Source organism: Candidatus Tisiphia endosymbiont of Oplodontha viridula (assembly GCF_964264865.1).
Classification (GTDB): Bacteria; Pseudomonadota; Alphaproteobacteria; order Rickettsiales; family Rickettsiaceae; genus Tisiphia.
Window position 1 is genome coordinate 710505 of record NZ_OZ183486.1, and the last position, 15806, is coordinate 726310.

Genomic DNA, 15806 nt, shown 5'->3' on the forward strand with positions numbered 1-15806 from the left:
ATATGTTTATAGAAAATGCCTACGCAGATAACAACGATACAATATCAATAACAGAAACTGAAGAAGTAGCTCCAGTAGCTGAACCATCATCTACTCAATCAATATTAACAAGCCTTGTACCGATGGTATTAATCTTCGTTGTATTCTATTTTTTTCTAATTAGACCACAAGATAAACGTCGTCGTGAGAAAGAGGCTGTAGTTGGTAGCGTTAAGAAAGGAGAAGAGGTGGTAACTAATAGTGGAATCTTCGGAGTGGTAAGTAAGATTAACGATGCTGACAACACGGTAGATCTTGAAATAGCTGAAAATATACGAATCAAAATTCTGAAATCTTCAATACTTGATATTACAAGTCGTCACAAAACAGAAGTTACTGCCAAAGGTAAAAAAAATAAAGGGAAATAAGCTGTGTATAATATTCCTAAATGGAAAATATTCCTTTCTATTTTATGTACAATAGCAGCCTTTATTTGTGCTTTACCTAATTTTACAACTATAGATTCTAAAATACTGCCAAACCATAAGGTGAATCTTGGTCTTGATTTGAGAGGTGGTGCTCATCTATTGCTAGATGTAGATTTTGATAGTTACTTAAATGATGTAATGGACAGTTTAGCTGACCATTTACGAAAATATTTACGGGAAGATAAAATAGGTTATAAAAATCTTGTTGTTAAGAACAAGGCGGTGCAGTTTGAATTGAGAAACCTAGAAGATTATAAACAGGTCAAAAAGATATTAGGTAAAGTCGACCGAGAAATTACTGTGGAAAATGATAATACTAATATTAAGCTTAGCTATAGTGATTCGAAGCTTGCTGAATTAAGGTATCAAGTTATTGCCCAATCAATTGAAATAATCAGAATGAGAGTGGATAGCACCGGCACAACAGAACCTAACATACAAAGGCAAGGTGATAAACATATATTACTGCAAGTACCAGGTGAGGAAAATCCACAACAACTCAAAAATATTCTTGGCAAAACTGCAAAACTAACCTTTCATTTAGTAGATGAAACTGCCAACATACAACAAGCATTAAATGGACATTTACCCTTTGGTTCAATTTTAGTGAAAGGGGAAAATGAAAATAAGCAAGAATATTACGTAGTTGTTAAGAAAAAAGCTATTGTTAGTGGTGACCAGCTAACAACCGCCCAAGCTTCTTTCAATCAAAATTCCCAACCTGCTGTTGCTTTTTCTTTTAATAATCTTGGTAGTAAATTATTTGCAGAAATAACCAAGAATAATTCTGGCAAGAGGCTTGCTATCGTGCTTGATAACAAATTATTAAGTGCACCAGTAATTAATGAACCAATTCTTGGAGGAAGCGGTATAATTTCAGGTAATTTTACTGTTGAATCAGCAAATGAATTAGCGTTATTACTTAGAGCTGGTTCGCTGCCAGCCCCTTTAAAAATAATAGAGGAAAGAACCGTAGGACCAAATCTTGGAGCAGATTCAATAGAGGCAGGCAAGAAAGCAGGTATGATTGGTTTTGTTAGTGTGGTAATATTCATGATTTGGTCTTACGGAATTCTTGGCATTTTTGCCAATATAGCATTAAGCCTAGCTTTACTTTATATTTTAGCGTTATTGTCACTTTTTCAAGCTACATTAACTCTGCCAGGAATTGCTGGTATAATCCTAACGATTGGTATGGCAGTTGATGCCAATGTACTCATTTATGAAAGGATAAGGGAAGAACTTAAAAAAGGTGCATCTAATCTATATGCCATAAGGATGGGATTTGAATCAGCTTTTGCTACAATCCTTGATTCAAATGTTACAACTTTGATTGCAGCATTTTTACTTTTTATATTTGGAGCTGGAGGTATAAAAGGTTTCGCAGTAACACTAACTATTGGTATAATATCATCTATGTTCTCTGCGATTATTATTACTAAGTTGTTGATTGATACTTGGATTAAGTATCAAAAGCCCAAAAATCTAGGGTTATAATTAAACGAAGAAAATTATATTATGCTTCAAGCCTTAAAAAGAATGCTACTATCTGTAACAGTTGCCCTAACTACCAGCGTAACATACGGGGATTATAAACATTCATCAGAACTTTCAGGATTCGAATTAGCTGCTAGCAAATTAGGTTTTACCTCACCAACCCAGCAAGAAGCTTTGTTAAAGATTTTTTATCTAGCTGGATATTTTGAACCACAAAAATTATGGCACGATCTAGTATGTTTTGACAAGACTAATGCAGACAAAATATTTCGTTTGATTCAGGGCAGTTTGGCTAAAGCTGGTGCTAATCAAAACGCTCCTAGTAAATTCAATGCTAAATCATTGCGTAAAAATTTATTTAAATCTATTAATGAGATAAATGTACGAAATATTGAAGATTGGTTACTATTTGTTGCTCAGGATGCGTTTGATCTTAATCTTGGTCAGGAACGGAATGAACTGACCACTAAAGATTGGATGACTAAATATAAGTCTCAATATATTGTAGATGCTAGACAATTGGGACTTATTAATGAAATAAAACCTCACTATCAAGAATATGATGAAGCTTGGATTGCCGGGGCAGCTAGAATTAGGTTATTGACACGTATAATCTATTATAATAAATTAACAGAACAAATTAAAGTTAACGGATTAGTACTAGTATTAACAGGAGCAAGACCCTTATGGGCTAATCTCGATGGCATTAACCCCAAAACATACACTGAATTGCTAGAAGCATGGCAAGGAAAGGCAGATATTAATAGATTGGATACTGTACAATTAGTTGGAAATGATTCAGCTTGTATTGAGGAAGGTGAAAGATATATCGAGTCTCTTGCTAAAGATTACGCTATTAAGTTAAATAAAGCTCAGCCATTTATTCAATATAAAACACAAGAAGAATGTCCATTAGGTCTTTTTCCTAGAAGATTCTATCCTAATTATGCAAGCAGCAATGAGAGAAAACTCACAGAAGACCTGATGAGTAGTGACCTAGTAAACAAGTTCCTTAATAAGGATCAAGTTAAACGTACTGAAATAATCAATACTAAAGTAGGCAAGAATAACGAAAGACCTGATACAGCCACTACTGCTCATGATGCAGCAGTTAATTTTGCTGAAAGAATTTTAAGTAGAAAATTTGGTAGACAAAAAGACTTTGTTATTTTATTTGTCAGTAATAATCCTCATATTGAACGCCAAACAATTGTTACTCAAAGAGAAGTTGATAAAGTATTACAACAATATGGATTAGATAAACAGGGTTATCATATTAAAATTGCAGGAATAGGTGCTAGTGCCGTACCGGATATTCCAATTATTCATTCTGAACTGGGTAAGTTGATAACGGCAAAATGGATAAATAAAAATCTACTAAGCACTGATAAATTTGGGCATTCTATTGATCAATTAATGTTCCAAACTCGTAAATGCCCTGATCCTAAATCAATACCTCCAATACCAAAAATTAAAGAAATATAATATAGGACTAATTGAAGGCATAATTGGATATTTGATTAATTGGGAGTGCCTACGAATTGAATAATTTTTCAGTAAAAAATAGATATCTTTGGCAAACTAGCTTATGCTGAGGAATTTAAAGAAGCCACAAAACCTCGACATGCAGTGGACTATGATGTACGTGAGGAGCAAAGTACCGGTAGCACGAATAAATTACCAGCAGAAGTAGAGTTTGCCAAAGATATCTAATGTAGCTGAGTACTGCAAACAGTACGCAAATATATGTGAGGAACGGAAGCAAATTTTGACGACAAAATTACTAAAAAGAATCAATTACAGGCATGCCCTAGTGGACAATTGTAGAACCCAAACCGAAGTAAGAAATGTGATAAACCAGCATTCTTATCGTGCATTTGTATAGATGTATCAATTTAATTAATCTTTAGGAGGATATTGCCTGAATAATTTTAGAGTTTAGATTGCAATATGCTTTTGACTCCTTTTGAAAAAAAATTATTGACTCTAATGTGACTAGAATCCTAACCTAATCACACTAAAAGCTAATTAAGATAAGGTTTTTGAAGAAGATAAGTCAACTATTAGTACTGGAAAAGTTCCGTCAATAATGTCATTATTGACGACAATAAGCAACACTCCATTTAGAGCCTGAATTACTCAAGGAAGTAATATCTTGTATAAAAAGCTCAGCCAGTATCAAACAAGATTATCATAAAAGTCGTATATCTAAGTTACAATCTGAACATACAAAGATGAAAACTCGTATGGATAGGTTAACTGATTTATTTTTAGACGGTGATATTAGCAAGGAAGATCATGAAGAAAAACGTCAGCAATTAATGCAAAAACGTAAAGATATTATTAGAGAAATAGAGAACCATACAAATGCTGATGATAAATTTTCAGAACTCTTGATTAACCTAGTAGAACTGGCTTCTAGAGCGTTCGTAGCCTTCAAAAGTTCTACTATTGAGAGAAAACGTAAATTAATAAATTTAGTGTTTGGTAACCTAGAATTAAAAGACGGAAAGCTAGACTTTATGCTACGTTCACCATTTGACGCATTCGTAAAATGCACTAAAATCGGAGAATGGCGAAACCGGGGGGATTCGAACCTCCGACCTAGCGATTAGGAATCGCTCGCTCTATCCTGCTGAGCTACGGCTTCTTTTTTACTGTTTTTGAAGATTAATCATTAGACAATGAGGTCTATTATAGCAAAATTTTCAACAGTTACAAGCGTGTGACACAAAATCAAAAGGATTGACATGTTTATTATTAAGCCAAATTTCAAAATGTAAATGTTCCCCCGTACTATTGCCACTATTCCCTTGAAGCCCAATCATTTGACCTTTTATAACCATATCTCCTTCTTTTACATGTATTTTTCTCAAGTGAGCATATTTAGTGATAAATTTATTTGAATGTTTTATTTCTATTAAATTTCCATAAGCACGTTCTCGCCTTATGGTAGTAATTATTCCATCAGCAGAGGCATAAATAGGAGAGCTACTATAGCTTTTTAAGTCTGTCCCACAGTGGAATTTTTTTTGTTTTTTCCTAGGGTGTTTGCGTACACCGTAATGACTGGTAATCTTTACGTTATTATATTGTGGTAACATTATAGGAATAGTAGTAGTTAGCTTATTTAATTGTGCTAGCTCATTAATATTATGGGAACTATTTTTATTACTAGCTTTTTGAACAAGTCGTAATTCTTCTTGGGATAAGAACTTATACTTACAATTTAATTTTAGTAGCAAGTCCTTAATCTTGGTTGACCTGATCATTGCTTGGTTATTAATATTCTCAGTACAGCTGGCTTTAAATTTTTGTAAAAAAACCTTATTATATTGGCTATCATTAATAATAAGACCAAAATCTTTTGCATAGATGCAGTTATTTTTACTTAGTGCTGCTAAATTATATTGTATAATTAAAGTGCCGTGATTTAGTTTATGATCTTTTTGTAATTGTTGAGCGGTAACAGTTAAAAGCGTCTTGTTGGTAGATGAGGAGCTACATCCTTGTAATAATAGTATAGTTAACAACAATATACACAATTTAAGCATTTATTGCCTTTTATACCAAAGAAAATAAACCGGTATTCCGCTTAATATAAATGAGATAGCTGGTATTATGACCTTTAATGGTGTCTCACAAATAATCCACAGGCAAAAAGCAATTGATCCGAAGGCAATTAACCATTTATATAGTGAAGATTCTTCTAACTTTGCTAGCAGTAATTTTAAAAAAGCTACACTACAGGCTAGATATACAAATAAAAAAGAGATAACTGAAAAACTAATTATTGCGGTAACTTGTTCTGACAAATCTTCATTTGTTGTACTAATCAATAATAATAATATTCCAATACAACTTACAAACAAACTCCAAATTGGCGCTCCATTTTTATTTTTCTTAGCAAAAAAAGATGGCATTAAACCGTCTTGTGCTAATCCTAAAGCAATTTGTCCGCTGATTAATACCCAAGCATTTAACGTTCCAATGCAAATAATTGAAGCAAGCAAAGAAATAAGTAGATGCCACTGACCGCTAAAAATTATTTGAGTAGCATCTACATAAGGGGCGTTAGAATATATCAAATCTTCTCGTGGAATTAAACCAATTATTCCAATACTATTAATAAGGTATAAAATAGCCACACAAAGTGTACCCATTACTATTGCTCTTGGTATTGTTTTTGATGGGTTAATTACTGAACCAGCCTGAGCAGTTGCTGACTCTACACCAATAAATCCCCAAAATGTCAGTAACGTTACTTCACCAAGAATTTGAGAAAAAGTTAAATTAGTTATTCTCTTATCCATAACAAAATTATTACTATCAAACTGATATAATGCTACAACTGGTATTATTATTAATGGAATAAATTTTAACATTGCTAGTATAAATTCAGCACGCCCCGCTACTCCTATACCTTTAAAGTTTAGTAACATAACAGCAAATAACAATAATATTTGCAGAATTAAGCATATAAAACTATTACGCACACCAATTAAAGGTGTTAAATATGTAACAGCTGAAATAACTACTACAGCTGTACTAACCCATGAAATAATCCAATAAGTCCAGCCAGTAAAGAATGCTACATCATTGCCAAATGCCTGCTTTAAATAAACATGAGGTCCACCTGTTTGTGGAAATCGTGCACAAAGTATACCAAATAAAAGTGCTATTATTATGGCACCACAGGAAGATACTATCCATCCAACTAAACTAAAAATACCAAATGGGGCTAAACCTGCCGGCAATATCAAAATAGCAGTGCCAAGTTGGCTACCAATAACTAAACCCAAAACTGACCAAAAACCAAGCTTTTGTGACATGTAATCTTGTGACATATAATCCTTAAGATGTAATAATCATAAACTTTACATAAAAAAATAAAAACTTGAAAACTGATCTATCAATTTTCAAGTTTTTGCAAGCAATATATTATATTCGACAATTATATTGTTGTTTCTTACGATCGCATATAGCTTTGCCAGCGTAGATCATGAGTAGGTCATTCCTAGCTAAAAGCAGGAATCCAAAAAATAGCCTGCAAAGGCTATTAGATATTATAGATTTCCGCCATTGCTAAAAATGACATACTAGTGATCCACGTTGGCAAAGTCTACGCAAGGATGACATCATTTTTACCACATCAAGATACTGGTGACCCCTACGGGACTCGAACCCGTGTTTTCACCGTGAAAGGGTAACGTCCTAACCACTAGACGAAGGGGCCATAAACTTTTTGGCATAGCTAACTAGAGAAGGTTTTAGCCATAGTAATGGGGATAGCCTTAATGTCATTCCCACGTAGGTAGTGGAATCTAAAAAAATAGCTTAAAAGACTATTAGATATTATATATCCCGCTACCTACGCAGGAATGACATACTTTTAACTAAGATATCAACATGCAACTAAAACATTCTCGGGTTAGCTATAGCCTATCTATATTCTCAGAATCAGAGCGTTCTAGTTTATACAGTATCTATGAAATATTGCAAGTATGATTTTATCGTTTTTTCTTATTTTTTCCGTCGGTAGTTTTATTGAACCTACCAATATTTTTTACAAACTTTTGTAGCCCATTTAATTCTGTACCATAAGTTTTCGTATATTCTTTAATTAACATTATATCATCTTTATGTGAGTCATTAAGTAGTAGAACTTCTTCAATTATATCATTTTTATTAAAAGTAATTCTTACTATTCTTTGTTCAATCACTTTTGGTTTAAACCATGCTCTCCTAGCTAAAGAACGTTGAACATAATACCAAGTATTAGGTGTATAGTCAGGTATAATTGTTGGTGTGCCAATTAAATCTTTTACCTCGGATTTACTAAGCCTCCTCTCCTCAAGCGTAGGTAATAAATTATCATCCACATACTGCCCTCTTGATTCTATAGTTTGACAACTACATAATGTAAAGAATATTGATGAAACAAGAAAAGTCCGAATTATAAAAAATTTCATAAAATTTATGTTTGAAATACCTAGATTTTGCAATGGAAGTATAATATACTGCTTCATCGATTTGACAAACACTTTTTCACAGATTAAGTATAATTTTTAAGAGGCTATATGGCAGTTCCAAAGAAGAAAACATCAAAATCAAGACGTAATATGAGACGCTCTCATCTTGCACTTGGTAAGATTAATGTAGTAGTAGATTCTCAAACAGGAGAATCTAAACTTCCTCATCATATATCTTTAGCTGATGGCACATATAATGGTCGTCAAGTTATTGTGAAGAAAGAAGAAAAAGATGAAGAAGTAGCATAAACCAGTATGGCTTGTAAAATTCTTGGGTGCGGTGCATATTTGCCGGAACGTATTGTTAGCAATGCAGAATTATCGTTATCGGTTGATACCAACGATGAATGGATTCGCTCAAGGACGGGTATATTACAAAGGCACATTGCCGGGAACGATGAATATACGTCACATTTAGCTCTTAAAGCCAGTCATAATGCTCTAGATGATGCTGGGTTAAAGGCATCATCTATAGATTTGATAATTACCTGCAGCACTACTCCAGATAATAGTTTTCCTTCTATAGCTTCTAAGTTACAAGGTTATCTTGGGCTTAATAATGTACCTTCATTTGATCTCCAAGCGGTATGTTCGGGTTTTGTATATGGTTTACATGTTGCTGACTCTTTGATTAAATCTAGAAAATATAGGACAATATTACTGGTCGGTGCTGAAAAAATGTCGTCTCTACTAGATTGGAGCGATAGAACTACTTGCGTCTTATTCGGTGATGGTGCTGGTACTGTAATTCTGCAATATAGTGAGGATAGTTCTGGTATAATAGATAGTAATATTTACTCGGATGGTCGTTATTTTGATATTCTTTACACTGATGGTGGTGTAAGTACAGATGGCAAAAGCGGTAAAATAAAAATGAAAGGACGAGAAGTTTTTAGGCATGCAGTAGAAAAAATGAGCAAATCAGCTGAAGACATATTACATAATAATAATTTTACCATAGATGATGTTAACTATTTTATTCCACATCAGGCAAATATAAGGATTATAGATGCAATTATAGAGAGACTAAAAATTAATCCAAGTAAAGTAGTAAAAACGGTTGCAGAACATGCCAATTGTTCTGCTGCTTCAATCCCTTTAGCCCTCGCTTCTCTTAAATCTTATGCTAATATCAAAAAAGGTGATATACTCCTTTTTACAGCTATCGGTGCTGGAATAACTTGGGGATCGGTTTTAATCAGATGGTAACAACTAAGACTATTACTAGAGAAAAAATTGCTCACATATTAAAATCTAATCTAGGGCTATCAAGTATTATATGCGAGGAAATAGTCGATCAAATATTTAAGAATATTCAGCTAATGGCAAGCAATCAAAGATTGACGTTAACAGGTTTTGGAAGCTTTTGTACTAGCACAAAAAAACCTAGGCCTGGCATAAATTTTCATACAAAAGAGACAGTGATAATTCCAGCAAAAGAGGTAATGCGTTTTATACCAGCTAAAAAGTTAAAATTATTAATTAACTAAGACATCGGTTTAATAGCCTATTGTGTCACCCCTGCCCCTTCGGATATCACCCACAACTGTTGGAAGTTAAAATCGTCATTGCGAGACGCCACAGGCGTCGTGGCGATCTCATGATAGTCAAGCTCTCCTTCACAAGATTGCCACGAAGCTGCTGTAAGCGGCTTCTCGCTAATAGACGGTTTAGGGCTTGCCTCATCGCAATGACGATTTTAACTTTCAACAGTTATGCGGATGCCACCCCTGCGTAGGTAAGGGGTTAAAAAAATAGCAGAAGAGTATACCAGCAGAAGTAGAATTATGCAAGAGGTCTATTAAAAATGCAGAATAAAAAATATTACTCCATTGGTGAAGTAACAAAACTTCTAAATATTCACTCTCACCAGCTAAGATATCTAGAGCGGCTACTACCAAATCTAACTATACATAAGATACGTAACAGACGATATTATACAAGACAAGATATTGAATATTTGAGAGTCCATATGACAATCAAGAATATACAGATAGAATCGCAGCCTATTATCTCAAAACTATCCCATAATCAAATAAATAAAATTGATTGCCTGATCAAAAATTTTTATGACTTATCGTTGACTATCCAGCGAATTATTTCTAGATAAAAATTAATAATTCTTACATCGGTTTAATAGCCTATTGTGTCATCCCATAACTGTTGAAAGTTAAAAAAATCGTCTATTAGCGAAGCACTATTGTAAGGCTTAAAACGTCATTAGACTTCTTTCGAAACTCGCTTATGCGCAAGGGTGTGAAGGAGACGCGGAACCTCGACCCGCAGCGTACTCTAATGTACGTGAGGATTCGAGTACCGCATCGACGTACAAATCACCAGCAGAAGTAGAGTTTCGAAAGAAGTCTATTGTGAGCGAACGTACGTGAGCGTGGATCCCCATGAAGCTTGTCATATAGATGCTTCCTCGACCTACGGTCTCCTCGCTAATAGACGATTTTTTTTAACTTTCAACAGTTGTGGCAGCAATACGCGAGGATGACATCGCTTTGACGTTAGTAACCTCAATTTTGGATTAATAAAATTAATCCAAAACTGAGGTTTGAAAAGACTGAATACGATTAATAATCATATTACAAAAAAGCTGGCATAGAAAAACTCCACACCAGCCTTAGAAAACAGGGATTTATTTCTTCACTTCTTCTTTCTTCGTTTCTTTCTTGTTCATGTTGTTTTCATCCACGTTCACTTCGTCTTGCTGCGGGTCTTTTTTCTCAGGAGTCGCTGCAGCAAAAGCAGAAATAGAGAAAGCTAAAGTTAGAATAATAGTTAACAAATTTTTCATAATAAACCTCATTTTTTGTATTGGTGATTCTAGCTTAAACTCCGTAATATTCAAGTCAAATAATAAGTAGAATTACCCTTTATTATAAAATATATTATTAATGTAATAACTCTGTGTCATTTTGGTTCACATTTTTACAAGTTTATTGACTGTTCTTTGCAAATTATTTTATAAGTTTCACATTTCTCAAGCAGTTTAGCGTGAGTATCCCTTGCAATTAACCTTCCATGATCAATTACCAAAATTTCGTCAGCCTGCTCTATACTTGAAATACGATGAGCGATAGATAATATCGTTTTATCTTTCATTATTTTTTGTAATCTATCTAGTAATTTTTGTTCACTCTCGCTATCTAAAGCACTCATTGCTTCATCTAGAAGTAAAATCTCCGGGTTATATAGAATTGCCCTACTAATAGCTATTCGTTGTTTCTGTCCTCCAGATAATTTAATGCCCTTCTCACCAATTTCAGTATCTAGTCCTTCTTGAAGATTTTGAACAAAATCCATTATTCCGGTATTATTAGCTGCTTTTATTATTTCTTCTTCACTAGCATCCGGTTTAGCAAAAACGATATTTGACCTAATCGTACCAGAGAAAATACTTGAATCCTGTGGCACATAGGCAATCATACGCCTTATCTGCTGGTCATTAGTCTTTGATATATCTTGCTTGGCAATTCTAATAATCCCTTTTTTAGGAAAATAAAATTTTAACATTAACTGCATCATGGTACTTTTACCAGCACCTGATCTGCCAACTATACCAATAAATTTACCTCTATCTATTTTAAATGACAGATCATCTATAACTAAACTATCTAATCTTGATGGATATATAAAGCTTACATTTTCAAACTCTATAATCCTAGAAGTCTTATTATCTTGATAATCACATATTTGGATATTGGTGTGTTGATTTTTAGAAGAATAATCTATAAGAGCAAAAACCCTTTCTGAAGCTACAAGAGATGAGTGTACCTCACTTAGAAGCTCAAAAATACCCCCGCTGCTCATACCGGCGATTATAGCGTAATAAATAAATGATATCATCTGACCTGATGATAAATCGCCATGTACTATATCTCTGCTACCTACCCATATAACTATAGTGATAGAGAATAGTATAACTGAAATAGCTATCGCGAAAAATATAGAACGGATTTTTAAGCGATCTGCCGTATGCTTTAAATAATCAGAAATTTGCCTATTGAAATCAGCTATTTTATTTGCCTGCTGATTAAAAGCTTGTATCGTGCAAATATTTGATACAGTTTCTTCTAAATTAACTGCAATATTGGCTTGCGACTTAAGAGCATTTTTTGATAAATTTCTTACATATTTGCCAAATTTTATTAGTGGTAACAATAATAATGGTATAATGGTAATGACAATCACAGAGAGTTTAGGACTCTGAAAGAACATCAATATAATTCCACCAATTAGCATTATTGAGTTACGAACAAAGAAAGAGAGAAAATTGATAATCAACTTGGAGATAAGTTCTATATCTATAGTCAGGCGGGAGATGATATCACCAATTTTTAGCTCTTCAAAACAAGCAATATCAAAATTAATTATATTACTGTAAGCTTCTTGCCTAATTGTACTCACGATTTTTTCAGCAATATTATTAATGAAATAAGAACGGAAAAAACTACCTACACTAAAAATTACTATTAAAATAGTAATATATAATATCGATTGATCAATTGACTGCAGATAATGTGTTTTTAGACCATTATCAATTAACTGTCTAAAACTACTACCTATTGCTAGCAACGAAATTGACACACATAATAAGGCCAACATAACAATTGCTAGATCTAATTTATAGAGCTTTAAGTAACTGATAAATCTATAAGAAATTGTCTTATGTATTGCAAACATAATTATTAAATAGCTGGTGCCGGATGTCGGATTTGAACTGACGACCTACCGCTTACAAGGCGGTTGCTCTACCACTGAGCTAATCCGGCAAATAAGAAAAAGCTCTAAAGTCAAGCACCTATTACTCGATAATCAAGTTTTTTTCTGAAGGCTACAATTCATGGTAGTTTATGTCATCCGAGCTACGGCAGGGTTCTCAAAAACCTTTAAGTCTAAGGTGTTTTTGTATTTTTAGATTCCGCTACCTACGCGGGAATGACATATTTTCGACTTCTTTTCATGACTTTTAAACTGCCATGAATTATATAACTTAATAAAAACTTGATTATCGAGTTATATGTACACCATAACTGTTGAAAGTTTAAAAATCGTCTATTAGCGAGGAGACCGTAGGTCGACGAAGCAATCTATATGACAAGCTTCATGGATTGCCACGCTCACGTACGTTCGCTCGCAATGACGGTTTTTTAACTTTCAACAGTTATACCTTACGGGGAGCATGTTTTTATCCACCCTAAGCTTTTTTTGACTCTTTCTTAGGAGATTTTATTTTACGATTCTTAATTTTAACTTCCATTTTCTTTTTGATTGATGCCGGAAGTAATATACCAGCTTCTTCAATAAACCTAGCAACACGATCTGTAGGCTGAGCACCCGTACTTAACCAATATTCTATACGATCAGATTTTAGAACCACACGATTTGCATCACCTCTGACAAGCATTGGGTCATAAGTACCTACTTTCTCCAAAAAATCACCATCCCTAGGAGCTGTTGCATTAGCTACAACTACTCTATAATGAGGACGCTTCTTTGCCCCACCTCTTGCCAAACGAATTTTTGTTGCCATATACCTCTATTTCACTATTTAATCTTTTCTTCTTTAAAAGGAACATGCTTCCTGACTACAGGATCATACTTCTTAAATGATAACTTCTCAGTTTGAGTTTTAGGGTTGCGTTTCTTTACCAAAAAATACCCTGTACCAGCTGTACTAACAAGTCTTACCAAAACATTCTTATTTTTTTTAGCCACAACTATCAGACCTTTTTGTATTATTTATAAAATAAACTGCTGGTCATAATAAAAGTAAGCTGGCAAATAGTCAAGAGTAAAATAGCTTTTGGTTTAATTGTTTGTAGTCCTTAATTTATCCCAAGACCGAATTCAAGAAGCATAAAGCAATATACCAATCACCACCATTATCATTCCTACTAATCCAACTATTTGAGCAACAATGATTGTAGTGTTATGGTGGATTATACCATAAATTAACCAACTCAAAGTAACAATAATTATCACAAGAAAACCATCAAGAGATAAGTCATCTGCACTCTTAGTAGTAAAAATTTTATAGGCCTGAGTATAAAATAAATATTGACCCATTGTACCAGCAAATATCATATATCTATCAAAAAAAATAACTAGTTTATTTTTTGTTTTCTCTGTATATGCCATATATGCACCTATTTAACTATTAGAACCTAAATAACCTCAGTTTTGGATTAAAATTAAAAATTTTAATCCAAAACTGGCTAAAATATCAGAAAAATGCATTCTTGAAACGCTTCTACGAATGCATTGTAATCTATTATCGCTAATAATCTTATTTTTATTGGTATAAAAATAAGATTATTAGCAAATGAAATCATTCCAATTTCTGATTAATGAAATTAATCCGAAATTGAGGTTAAATATCTATATGCTGTTTCTCATAACTCTCATGTCGCTCTTGTGCTTCAATACACAAAGTTGCAACTGGTCTTGCTTCTAGACGTTTTAAGCCAATTGGCTCTCCAGTTTCTTCACAATAACCATATTCATTTTTTTCTATCCTTACCAAAGCTTCTTCGATTTTATCAAGAAGCTTACGATACCTATCTCTTGTCCTAAGTTCAATTGCTGTATCCGTTTCAATTGACGCACGATCATTTAAATCCGGCTCATTCCAATTTTCTTCCTTGAGATGGGTTAAGGTTTCTCGTGATTCCTCTAGTAAAGAACTTTTCCACTCAAGGAGTTTTTGTCTAAAATATTCTAACTGTTGAGGATTCATATATTCTTCATCATTGGAAGGTTTATACTTTTTTAGTAAAATAATTTTAGACATACAGGCTTCTCATATTCAAACATGGGATAATATAACCTATAATTAAAAAGCATGGCAAGAAGATTATAATACTTCCCCTTTAGATTTTGATATTGGGTGAGCATTATTATAAATATTTTCCAAATGTTTTAGACTAATTTTAGTATAACGCTGGGTAGTTGACAAACTTTTATGCCCAAGTAATTCCTGAATAGACCTTAACTCTGCTCCATTCTCAAGTAAGTGCGTGGCAAAACTATGTCTAAAGGAATGAGCTGATAAATGTTCTGATAATCCATAGAAGCGACGTAATTTTATCAGTTCACGATTAAATACTGGAGCTTGTAATTTTTTACCCATTTTACCTCGAAATATCGGGTCTTTTTCATCTATACTATAAGGTAATTTACTCAAATATTGTTCTATTAGATCTCTAGCAACTGGCGTCCATGGTATTATCCGTTCTTTTCTGCCCTTCCCTGTTATTTTTATAAAATCTAAGTTTTGTAAATGAGATGTAGTCATAGATAATGCTTCGGATATTCTAAGACCAGCAGCATAAATAAGCACTAAAAGGGCTTTATTTCTTAACTCCACCCATTCTAAATCAGCAAAATCATCAATATGTTCAATGGATAATTGAGCATCTGACTGCGATAAAGATTTCGGTAATATTTTAGCTTTCCTAGGGTTTTTGACGGAGAAAATTGCATGGCAAGTGATATTAGCAGTCTTCTCTAGATATTTATAAAAATTCTTTATAGCAGATAAACTTCTAGAATTAGAAGCTGTTAGGTAATTATCTTGTTGCCTTTTAGAAAGCCAGCTCCGTACTAATCTTATGTCAACTTGCCTTATAGAACTAATGGTTATGATTTCAGAATTATAGTGAGTCATAAAATTCAGAAAATGTTCTAAATCATTCTTATAAGAAATTATGGTATGTTCTGAACAATTTTTTTGTAATTTCAGATATTTTTGCCATTTATCTATTAGCTCCAATACTTCTTGTGCTTTTTTCTGAATCAT

Annotated in this window: 17 protein-coding genes and 3 tRNA genes; 7 read left to right on the forward strand and 13 right to left on the reverse strand. The window is 33.4% G+C overall.

Translation table 11 applies throughout. The annotated features are described in order from the left end of the window. Positions 1-2 precede the first annotated feature (2 nt). The 3 genes from yajC to ACFEL1_RS03380 are packed head-to-tail and all read left to right on the forward strand — an operon-like array spanning position 3 to position 3449. Complete coding sequence (yajC, locus tag ACFEL1_RS03370; protein WP_375331445.1) at positions 3-407, forward strand: preprotein translocase subunit YajC; 405 nt, start codon at positions 3-5, stop codon at positions 405-407. Between the two features lie 3 nt (positions 408-410). After that, entirely contained in the window at positions 411-1964 is a 1554-nt protein-coding gene (secD, locus tag ACFEL1_RS03375) for a protein translocase subunit SecD (RefSeq protein ID WP_341748331.1), read from the forward strand. A gap of 21 nt (positions 1965-1985) precedes the next feature. After that, positions 1986-3449, forward strand: coding sequence for a hypothetical protein (locus tag ACFEL1_RS03380; RefSeq protein ID WP_375331446.1), 1464 nt, complete (start codon positions 1986-1988; stop codon positions 3447-3449). 1088 nt (positions 3450-4537) lie between these two features. Here ACFEL1_RS03380 and ACFEL1_RS03390 read toward each other — a convergent pair. The 5 genes from ACFEL1_RS03390 to ACFEL1_RS03410 all read right to left on the reverse strand — a co-directional run bounded on the left by ACFEL1_RS03390 (position 4538) and on the right by ACFEL1_RS03410 (position 7936). Then, positions 4538-4614, reverse strand: a tRNA-Arg gene (locus tag ACFEL1_RS03390). A 58-nt stretch (positions 4615-4672) separates the two neighbouring features. After that, positions 4673-5518, reverse strand: coding sequence for a M23 family metallopeptidase (locus ACFEL1_RS03395; protein WP_375331447.1), 846 nt, complete (start codon positions 5516-5518; stop codon positions 4673-4675). Next, positions 5519-6796, reverse strand: a complete 1278-nt coding sequence (locus tag ACFEL1_RS03400; RefSeq protein WP_375331532.1) for an APC family permease — start codon at positions 6794-6796, stop codon at positions 5519-5521. It abuts the gene before it with no gap. A gap of 329 nt (positions 6797-7125) precedes the next feature. After that, positions 7126-7200, reverse strand: a tRNA-Glu gene (locus ACFEL1_RS03405). A gap of 274 nt (positions 7201-7474) precedes the next feature. Continuing rightward, the gene (locus ACFEL1_RS03410; protein ID WP_375331448.1) at positions 7475-7936 is read right to left on the reverse strand and encodes an outer membrane protein assembly factor BamE; all 462 of its coding nucleotides are present in this window, start codon (positions 7934-7936) and stop codon (positions 7475-7477) included. Between the two features lie 108 nt (positions 7937-8044). Between ACFEL1_RS03410 and rpmF the strand changes: the two genes are divergently transcribed. The 4 genes from rpmF (at position 8045) to ACFEL1_RS03430 (ending at position 10106) form a co-directional block, all read left to right on the forward strand. Continuing rightward, entirely contained in the window at positions 8045-8245 is a 201-nt protein-coding gene (gene rpmF, locus ACFEL1_RS03415) for a 50S ribosomal protein L32 (protein ID WP_375331449.1), read from the forward strand. Positions 8246-8251: 6 nt separating this feature from the next. After that, positions 8252-9205 (forward strand): beta-ketoacyl-ACP synthase III, encoded by a 954-nt coding sequence (locus ACFEL1_RS03420; RefSeq protein ID WP_342278276.1) that lies wholly within the window; start codon positions 8252-8254, stop codon positions 9203-9205. Continuing rightward, complete coding sequence (locus tag ACFEL1_RS03425) at positions 9199-9486, forward strand: HU family DNA-binding protein (RefSeq protein WP_341762560.1); 288 nt, start codon at positions 9199-9201, stop codon at positions 9484-9486. Before ACFEL1_RS03420 ends, ACFEL1_RS03425 begins: the two co-directional genes overlap by 7 nt. A 317-nt stretch (positions 9487-9803) precedes the next feature. Continuing rightward, entirely contained in the window at positions 9804-10106 is a 303-nt protein-coding gene (locus ACFEL1_RS03430; RefSeq protein ID WP_342278277.1) for a MerR family transcriptional regulator, read from the forward strand. Between the two features lie 534 nt (positions 10107-10640). Here the strand turns inward: ACFEL1_RS03430 and ACFEL1_RS03440 are convergent. From ACFEL1_RS03440 to ACFEL1_RS03475, 8 genes are all read right to left on the reverse strand, one after another. Continuing rightward, the gene (locus ACFEL1_RS03440) at positions 10641-10799 is read right to left on the reverse strand and encodes a hypothetical protein (protein ID WP_341762562.1); all 159 of its coding nucleotides are present in this window, start codon (positions 10797-10799) and stop codon (positions 10641-10643) included. Positions 10800-10933: 134 nt separating this feature from the next. After that, positions 10934-12679 (reverse strand): ABC transporter ATP-binding protein, encoded by a 1746-nt coding sequence (locus tag ACFEL1_RS03445; RefSeq protein ID WP_375331534.1) that lies wholly within the window; start codon positions 12677-12679, stop codon positions 10934-10936. Between the two features lie 23 nt (positions 12680-12702). Beyond that, positions 12703-12777 (reverse strand) — tRNA-Thr (locus ACFEL1_RS03450). A 425-nt stretch (positions 12778-13202) separates the two neighbouring features. Continuing rightward, positions 13203-13538, reverse strand: coding sequence for a 30S ribosomal protein S16 (rpsP, locus tag ACFEL1_RS03455; RefSeq protein WP_342278279.1), 336 nt, complete (start codon positions 13536-13538; stop codon positions 13203-13205). 14 nt (positions 13539-13552) lie between these two features. Next, positions 13553-13723, reverse strand: coding sequence for a 50S ribosomal protein L33 (rpmG, locus tag ACFEL1_RS03460; protein ID WP_341747615.1), 171 nt, complete (start codon positions 13721-13723; stop codon positions 13553-13555). A 132-nt stretch (positions 13724-13855) separates the two neighbouring features. Continuing rightward, positions 13856-14146 (reverse strand): SemiSWEET family sugar transporter, encoded by a 291-nt coding sequence (locus ACFEL1_RS03465; RefSeq protein ID WP_341762564.1) that lies wholly within the window; start codon positions 14144-14146, stop codon positions 13856-13858. Between the two features lie 232 nt (positions 14147-14378). Beyond that, complete coding sequence (gene dksA, locus ACFEL1_RS03470) at positions 14379-14798, reverse strand: RNA polymerase-binding protein DksA (RefSeq protein WP_375331450.1); 420 nt, start codon at positions 14796-14798, stop codon at positions 14379-14381. Positions 14799-14861: 63 nt separating this feature from the next. Next, positions 14862-15806, reverse strand: a complete 945-nt coding sequence (locus ACFEL1_RS03475; RefSeq protein ID WP_342278280.1) for a tyrosine recombinase XerC — start codon at positions 15804-15806, stop codon at positions 14862-14864.

Excerpts from the sequence above, each read along its gene's own strand:
- yajC (WP_375331445.1), top strand. The coding sequence starts at position 3 with ATGTTTATAGAAAATGCCTACGCAGATAACAACGATACAATATCAATA.
- ACFEL1_RS03380 (WP_375331446.1), top strand. The coding sequence starts at position 1,986 with ATGCTTCAAGCCTTAAAAAGAATGCTACTATCTGTAACAGTTGCCCTA.
- ACFEL1_RS03395 (WP_375331447.1), bottom strand. The coding sequence starts at position 5,518 with ATGCTTAAATTGTGTATATTGTTGTTAACTATACTATTATTACAAGGA.
- ACFEL1_RS03400 (WP_375331532.1), bottom strand. The coding sequence starts at position 6,796 with ATGTCACAAAAGCTTGGTTTTTGGTCAGTTTTGGGTTTAGTTATTGGT.
- ACFEL1_RS03410 (WP_375331448.1), bottom strand. The coding sequence starts at position 7,936 with ATGAAATTTTTTATAATTCGGACTTTTCTTGTTTCATCAATATTCTTT.
- rpmF (WP_375331449.1), top strand. The coding sequence starts at position 8,045 with ATGGCAGTTCCAAAGAAGAAAACATCAAAATCAAGACGTAATATGAGA.
- ACFEL1_RS03420 (WP_342278276.1), top strand. The coding sequence starts at position 8,252 with ATGGCTTGTAAAATTCTTGGGTGCGGTGCATATTTGCCGGAACGTATT.
- ACFEL1_RS03425 (WP_341762560.1), top strand. The coding sequence starts at position 9,199 with ATGGTAACAACTAAGACTATTACTAGAGAAAAAATTGCTCACATATTA.
- ACFEL1_RS03430 (WP_342278277.1), top strand. The coding sequence starts at position 9,804 with ATGCAGAATAAAAAATATTACTCCATTGGTGAAGTAACAAAACTTCTA.
- ACFEL1_RS03440 (WP_341762562.1), bottom strand. The coding sequence starts at position 10,799 with ATGAAAAATTTGTTAACTATTATTCTAACTTTAGCTTTCTCTATTTCT.
- rpsP (WP_342278279.1), bottom strand. The coding sequence starts at position 13,538 with ATGGCAACAAAAATTCGTTTGGCAAGAGGTGGGGCAAAGAAGCGTCCT.
- ACFEL1_RS03465 (WP_341762564.1), bottom strand. The coding sequence starts at position 14,146 with ATGGCATATACAGAGAAAACAAAAAATAAACTAGTTATTTTTTTTGAT.
- dksA (WP_375331450.1), bottom strand. The coding sequence starts at position 14,798 with ATGTCTAAAATTATTTTACTAAAAAAGTATAAACCTTCCAATGATGAA.
- ACFEL1_RS03475 (WP_342278280.1), bottom strand. The coding sequence starts at position 15,806 with ATGATTCAGAAAAAAGCACAAGAAGTATTGGAGCTAATAGATAAATGG.